The 24014-nt window shown below is 37.3% G+C and carries 13 protein-coding genes; all 13 read left to right on the top strand.

What is annotated here, in order from left to right:
* The first annotated feature begins 107 nt into the window (after positions 1-107).
* On the top strand, positions 108-1274 hold the full coding sequence (locus I6U50_RS12280) for an AGE family epimerase/isomerase (RefSeq protein WP_198639041.1): 1167 nt from the start codon (positions 108-110) through the stop codon (positions 1272-1274).
* 124 nt (positions 1275-1398) lie between these two features.
* Positions 1399-3072 (top strand): beta-N-acetylhexosaminidase, encoded by a 1674-nt coding sequence (locus I6U50_RS12275; protein WP_198639040.1) that lies wholly within the window; start codon positions 1399-1401, stop codon positions 3070-3072.
* Positions 3065-3991 (top strand): hydroxypyruvate isomerase family protein, encoded by a 927-nt coding sequence (locus tag I6U50_RS12270; protein WP_198639039.1) that lies wholly within the window; start codon positions 3065-3067, stop codon positions 3989-3991. Before I6U50_RS12275 ends, I6U50_RS12270 begins: the two co-directional genes overlap by 8 nt.
* 35 nt (positions 3992-4026) lie before the next feature.
* The gene (locus tag I6U50_RS12265; RefSeq protein WP_198639038.1) at positions 4027-5031 is read left to right on the top strand and encodes a formylglycine-generating enzyme family protein; all 1005 of its coding nucleotides are present in this window, start codon (positions 4027-4029) and stop codon (positions 5029-5031) included.
* Between the two features lie 42 nt (positions 5032-5073).
* Positions 5074-6417: a Gfo/Idh/MocA family protein gene (locus tag I6U50_RS12260; protein ID WP_198639037.1), complete on the top strand. Its 1344-nt coding sequence runs from the start codon at positions 5074-5076 to the stop codon at positions 6415-6417.
* A gap of 200 nt (positions 6418-6617) precedes the next feature.
* Positions 6618-8111 carry a sialate O-acetylesterase gene (locus tag I6U50_RS12255; protein WP_317192031.1) on the top strand — a complete coding sequence of 498 codons (1494 nt, stop codon included), beginning with the start codon at positions 6618-6620 and terminating at the stop codon, positions 8109-8111.
* A gap of 410 nt (positions 8112-8521) precedes the next feature.
* Positions 8522-11218, top strand: coding sequence for a sodium:solute symporter family transporter (locus I6U50_RS12250; protein WP_198639036.1), 2697 nt, complete (start codon positions 8522-8524; stop codon positions 11216-11218).
* A gap of 2 nt (positions 11219-11220) precedes the next feature.
* Positions 11221-12309 carry an SGNH/GDSL hydrolase family protein gene (locus I6U50_RS12245; protein WP_198639035.1) on the top strand — a complete coding sequence of 363 codons (1089 nt, stop codon included), beginning with the start codon at positions 11221-11223 and terminating at the stop codon, positions 12307-12309.
* 210 nt (positions 12310-12519) lie between these two features.
* Entirely contained in the window at positions 12520-15669 is a 3150-nt protein-coding gene (locus I6U50_RS12240) for a glycoside hydrolase family 2 TIM barrel-domain containing protein (protein WP_198639034.1), read from the top strand.
* A gap of 122 nt (positions 15670-15791) precedes the next feature.
* The gene (locus I6U50_RS12235; protein WP_232805931.1) at positions 15792-16958 is read left to right on the top strand and encodes a PNGase F N-terminal domain-containing protein; all 1167 of its coding nucleotides are present in this window, start codon (positions 15792-15794) and stop codon (positions 16956-16958) included.
* A gap of 539 nt (positions 16959-17497) precedes the next feature.
* The gene (locus I6U50_RS12230; protein WP_198639032.1) at positions 17498-20623 is read left to right on the top strand and encodes a SusC/RagA family TonB-linked outer membrane protein; all 3126 of its coding nucleotides are present in this window, start codon (positions 17498-17500) and stop codon (positions 20621-20623) included.
* A 10-nt stretch (positions 20624-20633) separates the two neighbouring features.
* Positions 20634-22538, top strand: coding sequence for a SusD/RagB family nutrient-binding outer membrane lipoprotein (locus tag I6U50_RS12225; protein ID WP_198639031.1), 1905 nt, complete (start codon positions 20634-20636; stop codon positions 22536-22538).
* A 448-nt stretch (positions 22539-22986) separates the two neighbouring features.
* The coding region (locus tag I6U50_RS12220; protein WP_198639030.1) for a GMC family oxidoreductase N-terminal domain-containing protein at positions 22987-24014 on the top strand (1028 nt) is incomplete at its 3' end.

The raw sequence follows: 24014 nt of genomic DNA, 5'->3' as shown, positions 1-24014 counted from the left end.
AAATATCCCGAAAAGACTAAGAAATAAAAATATTTTATAAAAAATAAGATAATAAAATAATAAAGATATAACTAATTTTTATATTCGTATTATGTTATACATATGTTATGAGATCAAATTTATATAAGACTGCACTTTTAGAAAATGTTATTCCTTTTTGGAGTAAAAATTCAATTGATAAAGATTTTGGAGGTTATTTTTCCTGTCTAACCAGGGAAGGTAAAGTTTATGATACAGATAAGTTTGTTTGGCTTCAGGGAAGACAAGCCTGGATGTATTCTTATTTGTACAACAATCTTGCTCAAAATGAGCAATGGCTCGAAATTGCCAAAAATGGTATCGATTTTTTATGTAAACACGGAATGGATGAAAATGGAAATTTCTATTTTTCCTTAACCCGTGAAGGTGAGCCGCTTATTTCGCCCTACAACATCTTTTCTGACTGCTTTGCCACCATGGCATTTGGGCAATATGCAAAAGCCACCGGGGATAAGCAAATTGAAGAATTGGCAAGAAAAACGTACTATAATATTCTGGAACGCCGTAACAATCCAAAGGGTAAATACGAAAAATCTACCGGAAACAGAGCCTTGCGAAATTTTTCCCTGCCTATGATTTTATCGAACCTTGTTTTAGAACTGGAATCTGTTTTGCCTGAAGAAGAGGTGAACAGGCGAATTGATGATAGCGTTACGGAAGTGATGGATATTTTTCTTCAGGAAGACGGACTTATCTACGAAAACTTAAATCCTAATGGTTCATTTTCAGATAGTTTTGAAGGTCGCCTTATAAATCCGGGGCACGGTATTGAGGCTATGTGGTTTATGATGGATATTGCGGAAAGAAAAAATGATAGGAAATTATTGGACAAAGCCATACAGGTAGTTTTAAATACCCTGGAGTTTGGTTGGGACAAAGAATATGGCGGAATCTTCTATTTTCTTGATGTGAAAGGATATCCTCCTCAACAGCTGGAATGGGATCAAAAACTATGGTGGGTGCACCTGGAAGCACTGGTGGCACTTGCAAAGGCTTACAGTTTAACCGGTGACCAAAAAAATTGGGATTGGTATAAAAAGGTTCATGACTACGCCTGGACTAGATTTTCGGATAAGGAAAATGGTGAATGGTTTGGTTATTTAAATCGGCAGGGGGAACCACACCTTACTTTAAAAGGTGGAAAATGGAAAGGTTGCTTCCATGTACCCAGGGCTATGTATCAATGCTGGAAAGCCTTCCAACAAATTGAAAGTAACGCTCCAACTTCAAAATAATTTAGGTAATCACAAAACTTCATTCCTGAATCAAAAAGAAAACTTAAAAAATTATGAAGTATAAATTTTTAGTTTTCTTTTTGATAATTATATTTATGCGAAATTTTTATTTAGAAAGTTAATTATGAGAAAAATTATTACCTCCTTATTTTTAACCATGAGCATTATATCCTGCGATACATCGAAATCTTACGAGGAATTTGCTAAAGTTGAAAATAAAAAGCAGGATTATGCTATAATTCCGCTTCCGCAAAAAATGGAAACTTCAAAAGGGGTTTTTATTGTTGATGAACATACTAAAATTCAGGTAAGCCAGGATTTAAGTCAGGAAGGTCAATTTCTTTCAGACTATATTGAAGAAGTGACCGGTATTGCTCCTGAAATAAAATTGAATGAAAAGGAGGTAGAACGAAGCATCAGTCTTAAAATTTCAACTGATTTTGATAGGGATGAGGCATATAATTTAATAGTTACACACGAAAAGGTTGTAGTTGAAGGTGCTTCTGCTAAAGGCGTTTTTTATGGAGTACAAACACTTAAGCAACTATTACCATTACAATCTGAAATTGATGCTGAATCTGCAGAAATAGCTATTCCTGCCGTAACTATTTCAGATGCACCGGCATTTGACTATAGGGGTATGCATCTGGATGTAGCTCGACATATGTTTCCCGTAGAATTTATTAAAAAGTATATAGATCTTATAGCGATGCATAAAATGAATACTTTTCATTGGCATTTAACCGAAGATCAGGGGTGGAGAATTGAAATAAAACAATATCCAAAACTTACCGAAATAGGCTCTATTCGAAAAGAAACGATGATCGAGAAGAACTTTGATCCTTATAAAGGTGATGGTGAAGAATATGGCGGGTATTACACGCAAGAGGAGGTTAAAGATATTGTGGCCTATGCAGCCAAAAGACACGTGACTGTGATTCCTGAAATAGAATTACCTGGGCATTCTCGTGCAGTCTTGGCCGCTTATCCAGAATTAGGGAATGGTACCGGGCCTTATGAAGTGGCGACAAAATGGGGTGTTTTTAAAGAGATTTTAGCTCCAAAAGAAGAAACTTTTGAATTCCTTGAAAATGTTTTAACCGAAGTTATGGAATTGTTTCCAAGCGAATATATTCATATTGGTGGAGATGAAGCGCCAAAAACAGAATGGGAACAAAGTGCCCAGGCACAGGAAGTGATAAAGCGAGAAGGTCTTAAAGATGAACATGAACTGCAAAGTTATTTTATTAGAAGAATTGAAAAATTCTTAAATGAAAATGGTCGTCAAATAATTGGCTGGGATGAAATTCTTGAAGGTGGCCTGGCACCTAATGCCACTGTAATGTCCTGGAGAGGCAACCAGGGGGGTATTGAAGCAGCCAAACAAAAGCATAATGTGGTAATGACTCCAAATACCCATTTGTATTTTGACCACTATCAATCCGACCCCGAAACTGAACCTTTGGCTATTGGAGGTAATTCTACAGTGTCTCATGTTTATTCTTTTGATCCTGTTCCCGAAGAATTATCAGCGGGGGAAGAAAAGTATATTTTAGGAGCTCAGGCCAATGTTTGGACCGAGTATATGAAAGATTCAGATTACGTAGAATATATGGTTTTGCCCAGGATGACTGCTTTGTCTGAAGTAGTATGGACCTATCCTGAAGAGCGAAACTGGGATGAGTTTAAAGCACGCTTAGTCGAGTTTAAAAAGCTTTATGACCAAATGGATTTAAATTATGCCACACACGTTTTTGATGAGGTGAATAATGAAGAAAATACACTGGCAGATGAATAGAAGAACTTTTGTGAAGCAAAACATAGCAGCATCAGCTCTTGCAGGCCTTGGATCGGTTGGTGCTTATGCCGCCAATATTTCTGAAAATAACTTTTCGAACCAAAAGAAATTTAATCTTAACTATGCGCCACACCTGGGTATGTTTAGGGAACATGCCGGTGATAATCCTATAGACCAGTTAAACTTTATGGCCGATGAGGGCTTTACAGCCTTTGAAGATAATGGTATGAAAGGAAGGGATAAAGCACTTCAGAAAGAAATGGCAGCTACCATGGCTAAGAGAAATATTCAAATGGGCGTATTTGTAGCGCATACTATTTACTGGACAAAGCCAAATCTCGCTAGTGGCGATAAGAATTTGAGAGAAGAATTCTTAAAAGAGGTTAGGGAATCTGTAGAGGTGGCTAAACGTGTAAATGCAAAATGGATGACGGTAGTGCCCGGGTATATAGACCAACGGCAAAATATGCAATATCAAACGGCCCATGTGATCGAGTCACTTAAAAGGGCTACCGATATTCTAGAGCCTCATAACTTAACAATGGTTTTAGAGCCTCTCAATTTCAGGGATCATCCCGGTTTATTTTTAAGCGAATCACCTCAGGCGTACCAAATTTGTAAAGCTGTTGATAGCCCAAGCTGTAAGATCCTTTTTGATGTTTACCATCAACAAATCCAGGAGGGGAATTTAATTCCAAATATTGAAGCTACCTGGGATGAGATAGCCTACTTTCAGGTAGGTGATAATCCTGGAAGGAAAGAGCCTACAACCGGTGAGATTAATTATAAAAATGTTTTTAAGTTTATCCATTCTAAAGGCTTTGAAGGGATTGTAGGTATGGAGCATGGGAATTCCAAGAAGGGAAAGGAAGGGGAAAAAGCAGTAATTGAAGCTTACAAACACAGTGATAATTTTTAATAATGAATTATAGATATCTGTTAATATGCTGTTTAATGCTAGTTTCATTAAAGTTTTACAGCCAGGAAAATTTAAAAGCTTATGTTCAGGGAATTTCCGGAACCGATCTTAGTATTGATATGGTTGCCATTCCTGAAGGAATATTTTTAATGGGGAGCGATCCTGAAGAATTTGGGCATTATAAAGATGAGGCCCCTTTACATAAAGTTAAAATAGATCCATTTTGGATGTCATCAAAAGAAATTACCTGGAAGCTCTATAAGCTCTATCTGGAGCGCCCCTTAGGTGATCTACCTTCAGAAGATAAGGCGAATAAGCCAACCATAAAAATTGATGCTGAATCTGGAGCCACTATGCTTTCAAAGAAGGCTAGCGATGTAAATATAAAAGTTGATGCCGTTTCGGGTGCTACCATACCTTATGTAGATATGAGTTTGGGAATGGGCACAGGAGATGGGATGCCGGTGGTGAATATCACCTATTTGGCTGCGCAAAAATTTTGCAAGTGGCTTTCAGCTAAAACCGGTTACTTTTACAGGCTTCCCACCGAAGCCGAATGGGAATATGCCGCAAGGGCAGGGAGCCAAACGGCCTATCACTTTGGGGATTCTCCCGAAAATTTGGGAGATTATGCCTGGTTCTATGAAAATAGCGATGGGCATTATCACGCTGTAGGAACTAAAAAACCTAACTCGTGGGGGCTTTATGACATGCATGGGAATGTAGCCGAATGGACATTAGATGCTTACGATTCCGAAACTTATAAAAATCGCTCTGGACTAACTAAAAACCCCTTTGAAATTCCGAATGAAGAATATCCGCACAGCGTTCGTGGTGGTTCATATTATGACGATGCCGAATATTTAAGGAGTGCAGCAAGATTAGCTTCTTCTGAAAATTGGAAAATGCGCGACCCACAATTTCCAAAAAGTAAGTGGTGGAATACAGATGCTGCTTTTGTAGGTTTTAGGATTGTTCGCGATCCCAACCCACCATCTGAAGAAGATAAAGCTAAATATTGGGGCAATGAAAATCCCTAAAGTTTTAAAAGAATATTAAATGCACCACTTTAGAATTAAATTATGAAAAAGAATAAACCAAATACTTCTCAATTATATAAGAATTCCCGCAGAACGTTTTGTAAAAACACCGCTTTATTCACTGCAGGAATGATGATGCCCGCTATGGAAATGAACGCCATGTATAACGTGTTTAACGATAAAAAATTAAAATTGGCCCTGGTGGGTTGTGGCGGGCGCGGCACCGGAGCTGCAAACCAGGCTTTAAAAGCAGATGACAATGTTGAATTGGTTGCTATGGCAGATGCTTTTGAAGACAGATTAACAGGAAGCCTGGCTCAGTTGGAAAAAGAATTTTCTGGTTCAGATAAAGTTAAGGTTAAAAAACAAAACTGTTTTACCGGTTTTGATGCTTATAAAAAGGCCATAGACCTTGCTGATGTTGTAATTTTAACCACTCCTCCCGGCTTTAGACCTTATCATTTTGAATACGCTATAAATGCAGGAAAACATGTGTTTATGGAAAAACCGGTAGCTACAGATGTACCGGGGATAAGAAAGGTGCTGGACGCAGCTAAAATAGCTAAAGAAAATAAACTAAATGTTGTAGTTGGCCTACAGAGAAGATATCAGAGAAACTATATAAAGACAGCAGAACAAATTAAACAGGGTGAAATTGGTAAAATCTTATCTGGGCAGGTTTATTGGAACAGTAGTGGGGTGTGGGTAAAACCAAGACAGGCAAATCAATCTGAAATGGAGTACCAAATGCGCAATTGGTATTACTTTAATTGGCTTTGTGGAGATCATATTTTAGAACAACATATTCATAATATTGATGTGGCAAACTGGTTTATTGGTGAGTACCCTATATCGGCCCAGGGAATGGGAGGAAGACAGGTAAGAACAGGACCCGATCATGGAGAGATTTTTGACCATCATTTTGTGGAATTTAAATATCCCGGTGGAGCCGTAATCTCCAGTCAATGTAGGCACCAACCCGGTACCATGTCTAAAGTAGGAGAAGGCTTCCAGGGTACTAAAGGTATTGTTGAAACCAATGATGCTGGTGTGGCGAAGTTAGTTGATTTTCAAGGAAATGATATTTTTAGATATAGAAGTAGAAACGATCCAAATCCTTATCAGGAAGAACATAATAAATTATTTGAGTCAATTAGAAATGGCGAAGTAATAAGTGATGCCGAAAACGGGGCTAAAAGTACTATGGCTGCAATTATGGGACGTATGGCAACCTACTCTGGGCAGTTTATTAAATATGAGGAAGCGATAAAATCTAATTTGCAACTGGTGCCTGAAGATTTATCCTGGAATTCAACGCCACCCGTAACACCAAATTCCGATGGGCATTATACAATCCCTACACCCGGGAAAACAAGAGTAATTTAGTTTTTTTCAGTTGATGCTACCGGTTATTGGATTATTTCAGTAACCGGTTTTTTTTTAATTGTAAAGACCTGGTTTTATAATTTTATTGGCACCGCCAAAGGGTGTAATACCCCGAGGCTTGCCCCGAGGTAGTTTACTCATTGCAGCTACTATAGTCAGGTTTTTAAATACAGTAAACATCATATTTAAACTTTTAAAAAGTGAAAAAAATCTTTTCGGTACTTTGTATGTTATCGGTTTTTCCGGCCTTGGCACAAATAGAAATATCCGAAATTTTTACAAGTAATATGGTGCTTCAGCGGGATAAACCAATAAAAATATGGGGAAAGGGCGTGCCCGGTGATAAATTGCAGGTCAATTTTTTAAATGAAACCGCAAAAGCTTCGGTAAGAGCCGATTCTACCTGGCAAATCGTCTTTAAAAAACAGCAAGCCACCACAAAACCCCAAACTCTTGTGGTTAAGTCTTCAGAAGAAAAGATAATCCTTACTAATATTCTTGTAGGCGATGTATGGCTACTTATAGGTCAGTCTAATATGGAGTGGCCTATGGGGGTCGAAATGCATTATGAGGAAGCTAAAAGGGAAGCTAAAAATCCTAATCTACGCTTTTTTAATCCAACTTTTATTGGCAAAAATATTTACGGAACTCCCTATGATAAAGACCAATTAAATAGCCTGAACAATAACATTCTTTTTCAGGAATCAAAATGGGAGGAAAGCGATAGTTCTTCTTTTAAGGATATGAGTGCGGTAGGTTATTATTTTGGTCGGGAAATAGTAAAGGCCGAAAATACCACTATAGGATTGATGAATTTAGCTATTGGTGGTGCACCCATTGAAGCTTTTATTGATATACAGGCGCTAAAAAAGAATAAACAATTTGCTGCTAAAACAAAGGGAAACTGGTTGAAAAATGATGCGCTCCCGGTTTGGATACGAGAACGCGGAATGCAAAATGTTGGACATAGCCAGGCTGTAAATAACCATGCTTACAAGCCCGGTTTCGCATTTAAAACGGGGGTGAAACCTATTTTAAAAATGCCAATAAAGGGTATTTTGTGGTATCAGGGTGAAAGCAATGCCCAGGAAATGGCAAGAGTAAATGAATATCCCGAACTTCAAAAACTATTGATTAAGGATTATAGAAAGCAATGGAGAGATAAGAATTTACCCTTTTACTGGGTACAATTGTCTTCTATAGATACTACTAATTATGATTCCCATTATTGGCCTGAATTTAGGGATGGACAAAGAAAACTTCTAAACGAGCTGGAACATGTTGGAATGGCGGTGAGCAGCGATGTTGGAAATAGGAATGATATCCACCCCCGTAATAAAAAAGCCGTTGGAAAAAGGCTTGCTCGATGGGCCTTAAAAAATGAATATGGAGAAGATATTATAGTTTCTGGCCCGCTTCCTCAAAAAGCGGAATATAAAAATGGAAACATTATTGTTGAATTTAAATATACCGCGAAAGGTTTACAAACTTTAGATGAGAAAGCTGTTCGTGGGTTCTCTATTGATGGCAAAACGGAACTAACGGGAGAAATTAAAGACAAAAAAATAATAGTTCCCAGTGCCGAAAAACCTGAGTATATTTACTACAATTGGCAGGCCTATACAATTGGCAACCTGGAAAACTCTGAAGAATTACCGGTATCTACATTTAAAATAGAGGTTATAGAAAAATGATTAATTGAATTTAGGTAAAAGTATACCCTCTAAATTTTTGATTTATTGATACCACCAAAGGGTATAGTACTCCCGAAGTAGCCTCGAAAAATAATTTTTTTTAAGCTTTGTTTATTTGCAGTGAGTTACTTTGCTTAAGTATTACGCCTTTCTGTAAGTTTTTAAATATTCCTATCTAGTCTTAATTGGTATGCTAACTTAAATTATTTGTGTTTCTCAAGTTTAGTACAATTCTCCCTGTTTTTTGTTAGTTTATACATTGTAAAAAGTCTTTTTGAAGTCATTATTAATTAATCTATGAGACTGAAAATCTTATATTGTAAATGTATTTTAAGATTTTTTAAAGAATAAGCTGGTTTATATGTATAACATAATACAAAATTAGTATCTTAGGCCAAAAAATATAGTATATGCATATTCGTCTTTTTTTGGTTTTTAGTCTATTTTTTGTTCTTACGGCTCCTTCGTTAACGGGTCAAACTAATGATAAAATAGAATTTAGTTGGAATTCGTTACCCGACTTACCTTTAGAAAAAGGATTGAACGGAAGCTTTACCGGGATTCATAATGATGCATTGATAATTGCGGGCGGAGCTAATTTTCCGGATCGTTCTGTTTGGGATGGAGGTGATAAGGTTTATTACAATAGTATTTATGTACTTGAAAAGGATAAAAGTGAATTTAACTGGATAAATGTAGGTAAAAGCCTTTCTAAGCCAATGGCTTACGGCGCTTCAGTAACAACCAGTGAAGGTTTATGGTGTATTGGGGGGATGAACAAAGAGGGGGTTTACAAAGATGTTTTTCTTTTAAAATGGGATGCGAAAGCTAAACAGCTTTTGGTTGAAGAAAAACCATCTTTACCGGTTCCATTGGCAAATATGGAAGCAAGCCTAATTGGCGACAAAATTTATGTTGCAGGGGGACAAAAGGAGCCGGGGGGTAAGGCTACAAAAGCTTTTTACTCGTATTCAGATCTCCAGGGTTGGAAACAACTGGAAGATATTCCCGGCAAAGGTCGTATTCAACCGGTGGTAATTGCTCAAAACAATGGAAAGACCAATGTGGTTTATGTTTTTAGTGGTACTCATTACGACCCCGGTGCCGAAGATCCCAACGAGTTTTTGTCAGATGTATGGCAATACAATCCCTTGTCAAAAAAATGGATAGCCAAGGGCGATGTCCCTTCAAATGAAACCCCCGGGTTAGACGGCGGTTATATCGGGGCTGCTCCGGCAACCAAGCTAGGAGATGCGCATATTTTGATCTTTGGAGGGGCAGGAGGTGAAAATCAACTATACAAAGAGAGACTTCAGCTACAAAATCAACTAAAAGCGCTTCAACAACAAAACCTTGATTCTTCTATTGTGGCCACTAAAATCGATTCGCTATCCCAGGCAATTTCAGAGAACTTTCAAAACACTTCTTTTTCAAAAACTATTTGGGCCTATCACACGATTACCGATACCTGGACCAAAAGAGGTGAAATTCCGGGTAAAACTCAAGTAGTGGCAAAAGCCCTACAGTGGGAAGACGATATTATTATTCCGTTAGGGGAGCTTAGCCCCGGAGTACGTACATCAGCTATCCATAAAATTAATGTGACTCCTCGTGAAACAGATTTTGGATGGATTAATTATACAACCTTAATTGCATATTTGGCTTTAATGATTGGAATTGGGTGGTATTTTTCAAGAAGAAATAAAAGTACTTCCGATTATTTTTTAGCAGGAGGTAGAATACCATGGTGGGCGGCCGGTTTGAGTATTTATGCTACTATGCTAAGTGCTATTACCTATCTTTCCCAACCGGCACTGGCATTTAGTTACGATTGGCAAGCTTATCTCGGTTACTTTACCATTTTACTTATCGTGCCCCTTATTATAACCTTTTATCTGCCATTTTTTAGAAAGTTGAATATTACAACTGCCTACGAATATCTTGAAAAACGCTTTAATATTGTAATTAGGATGTTTGGAAGTGGTTCTTTTGTGCTGTTTCAATTGGCTAGAATGGGAATTGTTGTTTACTTACCTGCACTTGCTCTATCTACTGTAGTTGGCATAGATATTTATTCGGCCATTATTATTATGGGGATATTAGCTATTGTTTATACTGTAATGGGAGGTATAGAGGCGGTTATTTGGACCGATGTTATTCAGGTAATTGTACTTATTGGTGGTCTTATTCTTGGCCTTATTTATATAGCGGTAGATATTGGTGATGTAAGCTATATTTTTTCTACGGCATATGAAGATAGTAAATTTCAACTTTTCGACTTTAGATGGAGCTATACCGAAGTGGTAACCTGGTCTTTATTTTTAGGAACTTTTGCCCTTAATTTTGCTCCGTACACCACAGATCAGGCGGTAGTACAGCGTTATTTAACGACTTCAAATGAAAAAGAAGCCAGAAAAAGTATATGGATGAACGGGATTGTTTCTATTCCGGCAGGATTGCTAATTTTCCTAATGGGAACTTTCCTGTATGTTTATTTTAGGGATAATCCCGAATTTTTACAGGTAGGAATGCAAAACGACGGAATATTCCCTTTATTTATTGCAGACCATCTTCCTCCGGGAGTAGCCGGTTTGGTGATTGCCGGAATTTACTCTGCAGCTATGTCTAGCCTTGACAGTAGTATGCATAGTGTTTCTACCGTAATTACAGTAGACTTTTATAAACGATTTAATAAGAATCATACAGAAGTTACCACTATGAAAGTTGCCAGGTGGGTAACCATTACGGTTGGTGTACTGGGAACTTCGGTTGCTGCGTTTATGGCAGCTTATCCAATTGCTTCGCTATTTTTCTTTTTTCAGGAAATAGTAGGTCTTTTTGGAAGTGCTCTGGCGGGAGTGTTTATGCTGGGGATTTTCTTTAAAAAAGCCAATTGGGTGGGTACCTTGATTGGGGCAGTACTTAGTGTGGCTTCTTTAGTGCTCGTTAAATATTATACGCCTATTAATTTTTATATTTATCCGCTTATCGCCATTCCGGTTTGTGTAATAGGGGGCTATTTGGCTAGTTTGATATTTAAGGTTGAAGACAATAATAATTCTAAAGACCTGGTTTATCATAAAAACTTAAAACAAAATCAATTATAGAAATGAAAAGTTTTCTAAGCTTGGTTTTATTGTTATGCTTTGGCATTTCAATAGGGCAGAATGAGGTAGAATTAGATTGGTATAATACAGCAGAAATGGAGCTTGGTGGAAAAGTGAAGGCTTCTACATCTAATCCTTATCAGCGCTTTCCCGATTCTATGCAAAACCTGGTAAGAAAAAGAGTTTGGGAGTTATCTAAGAACCCTTCCGGTGTTTATGTTGATTTTGAGACCGATGCTTCTCGGGTTATTGTTAAATATGTGGTGAATGGGCCATTACAATTTCCGCATATGCCTGCTACCGGCGTTAGTGGGGTAGATTTGTATCTCTCTCAAGATAATACCTGGAAATGGCTTAAGGGCCGTTACCAATTTCAGGATACCATTTCATATCATTATCGGTTAAAAGATACTGTAAATGGCATAAAGCATAATCTACGTTTATATCTGCCGCTTTATAATACTGTTTCCTATATGGAGATTGGTGTGGATAAAGATTCATTTTTTAGAAATGTGCCGGTTAATAATCAGGCACCCATTGTGATATACGGAACGTCCATTACCCAGGGGGCGTGCTCGGGAAGACCTGGTACTACCTGGACTACTTTTTTATCACAAAAAATTGATATTCCGGTTTTTAATTATGGTTTTTCTGGGAATGGGAAACTGGAGAAAGAGGTTATTAATTACCTTTCACAACTAGAGGCAGAAGTTTTTGTTTTAGATTGTCTCGCAAACTTTAATCCCGGCCAGAGTTTGGATGCCGAAGAAGCTAAAAAGCGACTTATAAAAAGTGTGGAGGCCCTTCGGAAATTAAACCCTGAAACACCAATAGTGCTTACAGATCATGCAGGCTACCCCTATGGTGAAGTATATAATCCCGAAAAAAAGAAATATCAATTGCTAAACAAGGCAAATAGGGAAGCTTTTGAATTCCTGGAAAGAAAAGGCTATAGGGATATTTACCTTTTGGAAAATGAAGATCTTGGTTTAGATCAGGATGATTTTATAGATGGGGTGCATCCCAATGACGCCGGAATGAAAAAGTATGCCGAGGCTTATGGTCGATTATTATTGAAAATAGTTAATTGAAAAAATACTTAGCATTAACACTTGTTAATCGATTCAGCCCTAATGGCAGGTTATTGGTCTAAATTTCTTTTTTGTGATACTGAATTTAGCAATATTTAGACTCAGGTTGATAAAATTTTAAGCTTGTCCAAAGCTGCTGATTTAGTATGAGTAAATATCTTTTTTAAAACACCTTACTTGAAATAAAAGAATTAATCGAAATAAATAAGAATGTTTAAATTAAAAAGAAACCGGATTTTAGCTTATTTAAGTCTTCTGGTAGTGCTAATGATAAACCAAAATACGCACAGTCAGGATGCATATTACCTTAATCCTGAAAAAAATCAGGAAAATAGGGAGCCTATGCGGGCTTATTATATGGTTTTTGAAAATGAAGCTTTAGCAGAAACAAAAAACTGGAAGGCCTCAGAAAATTACATAAATCTTAATGGAGCCTGGGATTTTAAATGGTATAAAAGCCCTAAACAAGTACCAGATAATTTTTATGCTTCCGGGATTAACGAGATATCCTGGGAAAAGTTTCAAATACCGGCAAATTGGGAAGTACATGGTTATGGTATTCCTATTTATGTAAACGCCACCTACGAATTTGATAATCTTATAGAGGTTGATCCTCCGAAAATTCCTTTAGATCATAATCCAACCGGAATTTATCGTCGCAGCATTGAAATTGGTGAAAATTGGGAAGGTAAAGATGTGTTTTTGCACGTAGGCGCGGCAAAATCAAATCTTCAGGTATGGGTAAATGGAGAGTATGTTGGTTATGGAGAAGACTCTAAATTATCTCAGGAGTTTGATATCACCCCCTATGTTAAAACCGGCGAAAATGTAGTTGTTATGAAGGTTATGCGCTGGAGTGACGGCTCTTACTTGGAAGGACAGGATTACTGGAGAATGAGCGGTATTACCCGTGATACTTACCTTTTTGCAAGAAAAAAAGTAAGGTTGCAGGATTTCACCATCAACACTAACCTGGATGCAAATTATAAAGATGCAAGCTTAAGTATTATCCCTGAATTCACCGAAATCCCTAAGCGCGATAAGCATAAATTGGAAATTGTCCTTGAAGGTGAAAACGAGAAAATCTACAGCTCAGAAAAAAGTATAAGCGAGTGGCAGGAATTGGGAAAAATTGAAATAGATGTTCAAAATCCCGATAAATGGACCGCCGAAACCCCTAATCTTTATAAACTAAGCTTTAAACTAAAAGATAAAAAAGGAAAACTACAGGAGGTGATTGAACAACAAGTAGGTTTTAGGGAAGTTGAAATCATAAACGGACAGTTATTGGTGAATGGGAAACCTGTTCTTTTAAAAGGGGTTAACAGGCACGATACAGACCCTACCACGGGGCAGGTGGTTTCTCGTGAACGTATGCTTCAGGATGTTAAGGTTCTTAAGGAATTTAATTTTAATGCAGTTAGAACTTCGCATTATCCTAACGACCCCTATTTTTATGAGCTTTGTGATAAGTACGGACTTTATGTAGTAGATGAAGCGAACATAGAATCTCACGGAATGGGATATGCGCTTACCAGGACACTTGCAAATAATCCCGATTGGAAAGAGGCACATCTAGAACGATTGGAGCGAATGGTAGAAAGAGATAAAAACCATCCCTCAATCATAATTTGGAGTATGGGAAATGAAGCTGGAAATGGATATAACTTTTATGCGGGTTACGACCTGATTAAAAAATTAGATTCAAGCAGGCCGGTACAACATGAGCGTGCTATTGTTCCCGGGCAGCCAAAAGGGCAAATGAATGTAGAATGGAACACCGATATTATTCCGCCTATGTATCCTTCTATAGACGATATGAAGCAATATGCCGAAAGTAACCCCAATATGGATAGGCCGTATATTATGTGTGAATACGCACATGCTATGGGGAATAGTATTGGGAACTTTGTAGAGTATTGGGATTTTATTAGAAACCATAAGAACTTTCAGGGAGGGTTTATTTGGGATATGGTAGATCAGTCTATTTATAAAACATTAGATGATGGTACCAAAATCCTGGCGTATGGTGGAGATTTTGGTCCGAAAGGAACCCCAAGTGCCAATAACTTTTTGAATAATGGGGTATTTAGTCCGGAAAGGGATCCAAATCCACATGCCTGGCAGGTTAAAAAGGTGCAGCAGGAAATTCACACAAAATTGAAAGATAAATCTGGGAAAATTAGCGTTTATAACGAGCAGTTCTTCCGCGATCTTTCAAATGTGAAGCTTAATTGGGAAGTTGCCTTAGACGGAAAAATAGTAGCATCTGGCGAAATAGTGGAGTTTAATGTTGCTCCACAGGAAACTAAAGAATTTGAAATACCGGTAAATATAGAAGGGAAAGAGTTTAAAGAAGCTCTTTTAAACATTTCTTATACCCTTAAAGAAAAAACTGAACTTTTAAAGAGAGGTCATATAATTGCAGAGGAACAATTAACATTGGAGGAAAGGAAAACTTCAGTGTTGGATATAGTTCCCGTTGAAGGTTTAAAGGCTGAAAATAGCAATACAGAATTAAGCTTTACTTCAGAAGAAGCAAGTTTTGTTTTTGATAAAGAAACAGGCTTTTTAAAAGAATATAAAGTTAATGGGAAAAATATAATCAAAGAAGGTTTTGCGCTTCGACCTAACTTTTGGAGAGCTCCTGTAGATAACGATTACGGGGCAGGATTGCAAGCAAAACTAAGGCCCTGGAAAGAAGCTGCCGAAAATTTGGAACTTAAAAGTTTGAAGCAAAATCATGAAAACGGCATTCTTAACGTAATGGCCAGCTATAGGTTAGAAGAAGTACATGCCGATCTAAAACTTCACTATAAACTAAATGCAGCGGGAGAAATTCTGGTAGATTTTAAATTGAATATTGATGAAGATCAGGAGGTTCCTATGATTTTTAGGGTAGGAATGAAGGTGGCTATGCCTTCAGGCTTTGATAATTTGAAGTATTATGGTCGCGGACCTTACGAAAGCTATGCTGATAGAAAGGAAAGTGCGCTCATTAAAGTTTATGACCAAAGCGTAGATGAGCAATATTATCCATACATTCGTCCGCAGGAAACCGGTAATAAAAGCGATGTACGTTGGTTAATTTTAGAAGGAAGTGGTATTAATTTGAATATAACCGCTAACAAGCCTTTTAATTTTACAGCCCTAAATTATCTTATGGAAGATCTTGACGATGGAGAAAAACGTGAACAAAGACACGCTGGCGAGATTAATAAAAGAGAGCTAACAAATCTTTTTATAGATGCTGCACAAATGGGGCTTGGAAGTATTAACAGTTGGGGTAGGTTGCCTTTAAAAAAGTACTGGTTAACAAATAAGGAATATAACTACAGCTTTAAGATAAGTCCAGAGTAAAGTACTATTGAAGACCTTACCAACTTTTATAATTGTGAGTTTTCATTTTGTGAATAAATTTAAATCAAAATAAATATTAAATAAAGTATACAATAATGCTTAAATCTATAGTTAAAAATTGTTTGAGCCTAGCTTTTGCACTTATAATTACTCCTGTTTTGGCGCAGGAGGTAAAAACAATTAGTGTGTTTGATGAAGTGCCTGTAAATTTTAATGGGGAAAAGAAAAATATTGCCAATGTGGAGTATCTACAGTCCGGGCGTATTATTTTAAAGAAAATCAATGTTCCCAAATATCCCAGGGGTACTGATGTAAAGGTTAAAGTAACAGTGAAATCTGCCGGCGATCGTTGGGATAAATCTGGATCTCTATTTGTAATTCCAAATCCAGATAAGCTAGACTTTATTGATGTAGCGAAAGGAAATGCTTCTTACCCGAAAGAGGCAGGACGTGGTGAATACCCGGGAATTAAATTGGGAGGAGATTATGAGCCTGCATTGGAGGTTTTAAGGTTTATGACTCCTTTTGGAGTGGGATACTACAGTGATGAAGAAAAGAATCCAAACATAAAGTATAATAGGCCTGTTTATGTTCCAAGGTGGGAAGATGAAGTGTCCTGGGAGATGGATGTTTCTCAGTTAGAAAGCGAGCTTACCGGTGAAATACTTATAGGGGCCTGGATAGATACCTGGACGCCTGAGGGTTATACGATTAGTGTCGATTTTGAGTATTCTGGGCGTGAGTTAAGTAAGAAGATTGTAAAGCCATTGGTAAATACTGTTTATTATGCAGGACAAAAACATCCCGACCTTTTTGCTTTTAGTCCGCTAAAAGCAGAGTTTGAATTACCGGAGAAAGCTAAAAACGCTAAGCTTTATTACATTACAACCGGTCATGGTGGACATAGTGGTGGTGATGAATTTATACAGTTGAGAAATACGGTGAAATTCAATTCTGATACCGTTTTAGATACCATTCCATGGAGAGACGACTGCGCAAGCTTTAGAAGGTTTAATCCATCTTCTGGCGTTTGGATTCGTAAAGATTCAGCCCGAGCTTATAATAGACAGGGAGAGAAAGTTTTTAGTGAGGTTCAGGAGCGTTTGGCTTCTTCAGATTTATCGAGGTCTAATTGGTGTCCGGGTTCAAAAGTGACACCTTATGAGTTAGATCTTGGAGATTTGAAAGCGGGAAAACATGAGTTGTTAATTGATATTGATGCCACCCCAGTAGACGGAGATAAACTGAATCACTGGTTGGTTACTGCGTATCTTGTTTATGAAGAATAAGCTATAGGTAGATTTATATCAATTCTAAAAATTAAGGCGGGACAAAACAGGTGCTAACCTATATTTGTCCCGCTTTCTTATGTGATTTTGATTTTTTGTTTAAGGGGGAATCCTACTTCAGCTTTAATAAAATTAAATTTTAAATGTTTTTAATTGCTGTTATTGGGGTAATAGAGTTAATCTAAGGCTTTTAGTTTTGTTCGTTTTTTAAGATTTTTTTAGTATTCAGGTAATGCACCGCTAGCAAGTTAGAAATTGGATTTAGTAGTCTAGATTATATTGATTTATTGGATATTAAACTTTTGTTTTAACCTTCGATTTCCAATAAAAGGAATATAAAACTTTACGGTCTTCGTGCATTTTAGCTATAAATGAAGCTTTAAGTAGGTTAAACGATAACGTTTTCGTTTGTCCAGCGATTGAAATGTGTTGTCAGTCGAAATTATTATTGATATTTAAAATTAATATCAATTTTTGGTTAAAATTAAGAAAACAAGGTTTTTGCCTTGTGATTAAATTTAACTAAAACTTATAGTGTAATGAACAGAAAATTATTCTTGTTTGCTTGTTTATTCTTGTGCAGCATTAATTTGATGCTGGCACAAACTCAAACGGTGAGCGGTAGTATTGTAGATGCCGAAAACGGCATGCCGCTTCCGGGAGTCAACGTAATTGAAAAGGGAACTAGCAATGGGGTCTCTTCCGATTTCGATGGAATGTTTAGTATTGAAATTAATGAGGGAAGTACTCTACAGTTTTCTATGCTGGGGTATATAGCCCAGGAAGTTAAGCCCGATGGTTCGGAAATTCAAATTAAATTAGCCCCCGATACCCAGGCGCTTGATGAAGTTGTGGTAACGGCTCTTGGAATTAAGAGAGAGCAGAAATCCCTTGGCTATGCATTACAGGAAGTAGGTGGAGAGGAATTGGTGGAAAGTCGTGAAAGTAATCTTGCTAATGCCTTCACTGGTAAGGTTGCAGGATTAAACGTTGTACGTGGTAGCGGTGGACCTGCTAGTTCTTCTAAAATTGTTTTAAGGGGTAATAACTCCTTGACAGGAGATAACCAGCCACTTATAGTGGTAGATGGGGTGCCTATGGATAACTTCACGGGAGCTGAAAATAATGATTATTTTAATCCCAGTCGGGATACAGGAAATGGCTTGGGTGACATTGATCCTGAGAATATTGAAAGTATGTCGGTTCTTAAAGGTGCTTCTGCAGCAGCTCTGTATGGATCTAGAGCTGGTAATGGGGTGATTTTGATCACAACAAAATCAGGTAAAGCGCAAGAAGGATTGGGTATTACCTATAATGTAAACTTGGGTTTTGAGGAATTATTTTTAACTCCTGATATGCAGAGTTCATTTGCACAGGGAACCAACAATATATATGGTGAAGAATCAACTTTAAGTTGGGGGCCAAAAATTGAAGGACAATTAGTTACAGATTATAACGGACAGGAAGTGCCATTAAGGGCTTATGATAATGTTGGAAATTTCTTTAACACTGGAGTGAGCTTAAATCAAAGTCTCTCTTTTTCACAAAAGGTAAACAATACTTCGGTTTACTCTTCGGTTAGTTATCTCGATAATGAAAGTATGATTCCAGGTGCAGAATTGAACCGAACCAATCTTTTAACAAGGGCAACAACAACTTTTGGTCCCAATGAAAGATGGACTACCGATGTTAAGGTACAGTATATGAATAACAAAGCTACAAACCGTCCTTTAGGTGGAGATAATAGATCGAATGCTTTTTTCACCATGTATAAATTACCAAGTTCAGTAGATATTAGAGATTTTAAGAACCCTAAGGATGAATTTGGGAAAATGACCTGGTTTAATGCAGATCAGGTAAATCCTTATTGGAATGCAAAATATAATACCAATACAGACTCTAGAGATCGTTTTCTATTAAATGGATCTTTAAAATATGAGTTTGCAGACTGGTTGACCGGTGAAATTAAAGGAGGTAGTGATATGTATACTACCAGCACCGAGAAGAAGGTTTACGATGGTAGCCCTATTGTAGATAATGGAATATATAGTCTGGGTAAAAGGACTTTTATGGAGAATAACTTCAGTGCTCTTTTTACTGCCAGAAAGGATGATATTCTAGGTAACTTTGGGGTAAGTGGTTCTTTAGGGGGGAACCTAATGCATCGAAAATCCAGTAGATTAGAAGCTTATGTTGGGGAGTTAGAAGTACCGGATTTCTTTTCTATTAATAATGGGGTAGAAAGAGCTACAGTTGAAGAAGGTTCTACCGAATATAAAATAAACTCTATTTACGGTACTTTCCAGCTTAATTATGACGGATATTTATTTCTAGATCTTACCGGTAGAAACGATTGGTCTTCTTCCTTAAGTAAAGAAAATCGTTCTTTCTTTTACCCTTCTGTAAGCACTTCGGTAGTGCTAAACGATCTTATAAAAGATACTGGTGGTGAAATGCCTGGCTGGATAACATTTAGTAAACTTCGTGCATCTTATGCAGAGGTAGGTAACGATTTGGACCCTTACCAATTGTATAACTCTTATTATTTAGGTAAAAACTCTAATGACAAAACCCTGGCGGGAAGAAATAATGTTTTGTATAACCCAGATTTGCAAAGTGAGTTGATTAAATCATGGGAAGCAGGTTTTGACCTTAGATTTTTAGATAACAGAATAGGTTTAGATTTCTCCTGGTATAAAACAAATGCTACCAGACAATTAATTGAAATAGACCTAAACCCTCTAAGTGGTTATTCTAAGAAGAAAGTTAACGCAGGGGATATTCAGAATCAGGGTATAGAAGTAATGCTTAATGCAACTATTTTAGATAACCCTGAAGGTTTATCTTGGAGTACAAATGTAAACTTCTCTAAGAATGAAAATACACTTAATGAGCTGACACCAGATTTAGATCGTTATAGTTTGGGCGGATATGACAATGTAGAGATTATTGCAGAAGCTGGTTCTGGCTATGGTAATATTTATGGTACTAAATTTAGAAGGGTGGAAGACCAAAATAGTCCTTACTTTGGTAAGCTTATTTTAAATGAGAGCGGTTTGCCATTGGAGTCTGACGGAGACCTGGTTTACTTAGGAAACCAGCAGCCCGATGCTTTAGTGGGATGGAATAACTCTTTTAAATGGAAGCGTTTTAATTTTAGCTTCCTAATTGATGGTAGGTTTGGTGGAGAGATTTTCTCTGGTACAAATGCTGCAATGCAATTGCAGGGAACTGCAGCAAAAACGGTAGTGAACGGACAAAGAGAAGATTTTGTGGTAGATGGGGTTATAGATGTTACTCCAGAGGGAGCAAGTGAAAATGTATATCAGGAAAACCAGGCAGTTGTAAGTCACCAAAATTACTGGGAGGCGGTAGCTGGAGTTGGAAACCTTGGGATAACCGAAGCTAATATTTATGATGCTACTAATATTAGGTTACGAAATATTAACTTAAGCTATGATTTACCGGAAAAATGGGTTGATGTTCTGGCCCTTACAAAAGCTAAAGTTGGTTTAAGTGCTAACAATGTTTGGATGATAGATAGTAATATGAATGGAATTGATCCAGAATCTGTTTTTGCAACAGGTACAAATGCAACAGGTTTTGAAAATGGTTCTTCACCAACATCAAGAAGCTATTTCTTTAATGTATCATTAAGTTTCTAAAAAAATAGATATGAAAAATTATATAAATAAGACATTACTAGCAATCGGATTAGCAGCAGGACTAAGTTCTTGTTCAGATTTTGAAGAGATTAATGAAGATCCTTTTGCAGCCAATGAAGAGCAGGTGCAGGTAGCGTATTTTTTGAATAATGCTATAACTGGAGCTCAGCAAAATCCTCACGTGGCAGAACGCGCATTTGTTTTGTATTGGAAAGCTGCTTCAAGACAGGATAGAACTAACACTTTGCCGGTAGGTAGTGCTAGTGATGGGTGGTCTAACGATTATTTTAATGCGGTATCTGGTTGGTTAAACCATGTGAATACTGGTATTGATATTGCTCATAAGCAAATTGAGGAAGGAAATATTAAGGAATATAGCGAGAATGTTTTGCAAATTTCCAGAATTTGGCGAGTATATCTTATGAGTGAGATGAGCGATAATTTTGGGCCTATTCCAATTGAAGCTTTTCAAGAGGTAAATCCAGAATTTGCAAGTACTAAAGATGTATATTATTATATGCTTGCAGAATTGAAGGATGCAACGGCAAAATTAGATACAGAGTTGTCTGAAAAACCAGATGATGGCTTGGATCCTGCTTTTGGATTCGATTATGATAAGTGGAATAAATATGCGAATTCCATGCGTATGCGTTTAGCTATGCGTTTATCTGAAGTAGACCCTAGCATGGCTCAAAAGGAATTTGAAGAAGCTGCTTCAAATGAGTTTATTCTAAATATGGATGAAGCATTTGCTGTTCAGGAAAAAGGTGGATGGGACGACTTTACCGCACCGATGTCCAGACAGTGGAACGCACAATATCTTTCAGCAACTTTAAATGATTTATTTATTGGGCTTGGTGGAATAGAAAGTACCTCGGTTTTGGGAGAGTCTTTTGCTCCTTATGTAAAGGATAAAGACTATGCAGGTTTGCTTTATGATGAACATTTTGCAACAAAAACCAATGCCCCAAAGGCTGGCTTTTGGTTTGACGGATTGTATAAAGAGATAGATCCGAGAGCTTATAAAGCCTTCGGGATTCCAGGTGATTTTGATGATTCAGAATTTACATTTTATCCAACCTGGACAAGTGATGCCAGAAATACTAAAAGACCTTTAGTAGATGATGCTGGAGAAGTATTAGACTCAATAGATGCTTCTTTTACCTGGAATGCATCGGTTCCGGGAAGTTGGGGTAAAAAAGGAGCCAAAAACTTTTTGTACTCTTATATAGGCACTATTCCAAGAATGAAATTGCCTTTTAGAGATGGAAGTAAGAAAAGAATTTTCTTTGCTCCCTGGGAATCTTATTTTCTGGTAGCTGAAGCTGCTGAAAAAGGTTGGAATACTCCAATGGACGGTAAAACAGCCTATGAAGAAGGAATAAAAGCTAATTTTGCATATTGGGGGCTCTCTAGTATGGTTAATGAGTATCTTTCATCCGAGGAGTATAATAACGCCGGTACTTCTGTAAGTTGGGATCATACTTCAGAACCGCCACAAACTCATAAAATGCGATATAAAAATGGTTATACCGGAGCAGAATCTACTGTTGATATTAAGTATCCTAATAATCATCTATATAAAGACGGTCAGGTTAAAAACGATCATCTAACTAAGATTATAACACAAAAATATATTGCTCACTTTCCATATTTACCATTAGAGGCATGGAGCGATCACAGAAGGTTGGGATTACCATTCTTTCCGAATCCCGCAGTAGAAAACCCACTTCCAGATCATCCAAATTTAAATCAGAGTAATTATATGGAAGTTCATCAGGATTTCTTCCCACAACGTTTAAAGTACCCTTCTGGATTGCGTAATAGCGATAGTGAAGGTTATCAGCAGGCAGTGAATTTCTTAAATGGAGGTGATGATGTGTTTACACCGCTATGGTGGGCACAATCAGAATAATTAAAATGCTTTAATTAATTCTTACTTTTCTAAATTCTAGAAATAAGTAAAGTGTAGAAGGGGTGTCGATTTTAATCGACACCCCTTCTTGTTTTACATAGTTTTTGTTGTGCCTTTATTCTTTGGCCAATGCATGTGTATAGTACTGGAATGTCTAGTTTGAGTGATTTTTTTAGGTTATAAATAAAAAATATTACGAAAACCTAAATGAATACAATAAAAAATTAATATTTTCAGCGTGGAAAGTTGAAAGTTTTGCTTCAACTCGCAATACTTCAATAGGATTAGTTGGTAATTACAAGTATATTTCTAAAATTCAACTCTAATAATTTGGGATATGAAGGGGGATGTCGGGTAAATTACCTCAGGGGAACTCACGAAGGGGCTAACCAACTCGAAGTATGTAAATTCGATTATCTAGTAAATAACAAATCTTAATTTGAATAAAATGTCGTTTCAAATAAAAAAGCAACCAAAACAATATGATGTTTGCATAGTAGGATCTGGAGCAGGTGGTGGTATGGCTGCAAAATTACTGGCAGATGCAGGTTTTAAAATAGCATTGCTGGAAGCCGGTCCAGATTTTGACCCTGCCAATAATGAGCAACGTACCCAACTTAGATGGCCCTGGGAGTCGCCCCGAAGAGGAGCTGGTAGTACCAGGCCTTTTGGTGATTTTGATATGGCTTATGGTGGTTGGGAATTAGAAGGTGAACCCTATACCCAAAATAATAACACCGAATTTTCATGGTTTCGCTCCAGGATGCTAGGGGGAAGAACCAACCATTGGGGACGTATTTCCTTGCGTTTTGGTCCTTTAGACTTTAAAAGAAAGGATTTTGATGGCAAAGGCGATAATTGGCCCATAGGTTATGAAGATGTGAAACCTTATTATGATAAAGTTGATAAGTTAATAGGAGTATTTGGTACTAAAGAAAACCTTCCAAACGAACCAGACGGGTTCTTTTTACCTCCTCCAAAACCAAGACTTCACGAGTTGTATATTAAAAAAGGTGCTACAAAAGCCGGTATCCCTATGATTCCCTCACGTTTGTCTATACTTACCAAGCCTGTTAATAAGGAAAGAGGAGCCTGTTTTTTTTGTAACCAATGCTCAAGATCCTGTATGGCATACGCCGATTTTTCATCATCATCAGTGCTTGTAAAACCGGCTACAGAGACAGGAAATGTAGATTTGTATGTTAATGCTATGGTTCGAGAAGTATTGACCAACGGTGAGGGGGAAGCTACCGGGGTTTCTTATATAAATAAAGAAAATTTAAAAGATTACGAAATTAAAGCTAAAGTGGTAATATTAGCTGCCAGTGCTTGTAGCTCTGCCCGAATTCTACTTAATTCCAAATCTTCTCAACATCCTAATGGTCTTGCTAACTCCAGTGAAGTAGTAGGGAAATATTTGCATGATTCTACAGGTTCTTCACGAGGAGGTTTTATTCCTAAATTAATGGACCGGGA

The organism is Salegentibacter maritimus, assembly GCF_016236975.1.
In the GTDB taxonomy this organism is placed as follows: domain Bacteria; phylum Bacteroidota; class Bacteroidia; order Flavobacteriales; family Flavobacteriaceae; genus Salegentibacter; species Salegentibacter maritimus.
The sequence above is the reverse complement of the archived record's forward strand: the minus strand, read 5'-3'. Positions and strand labels throughout refer to the sequence as shown.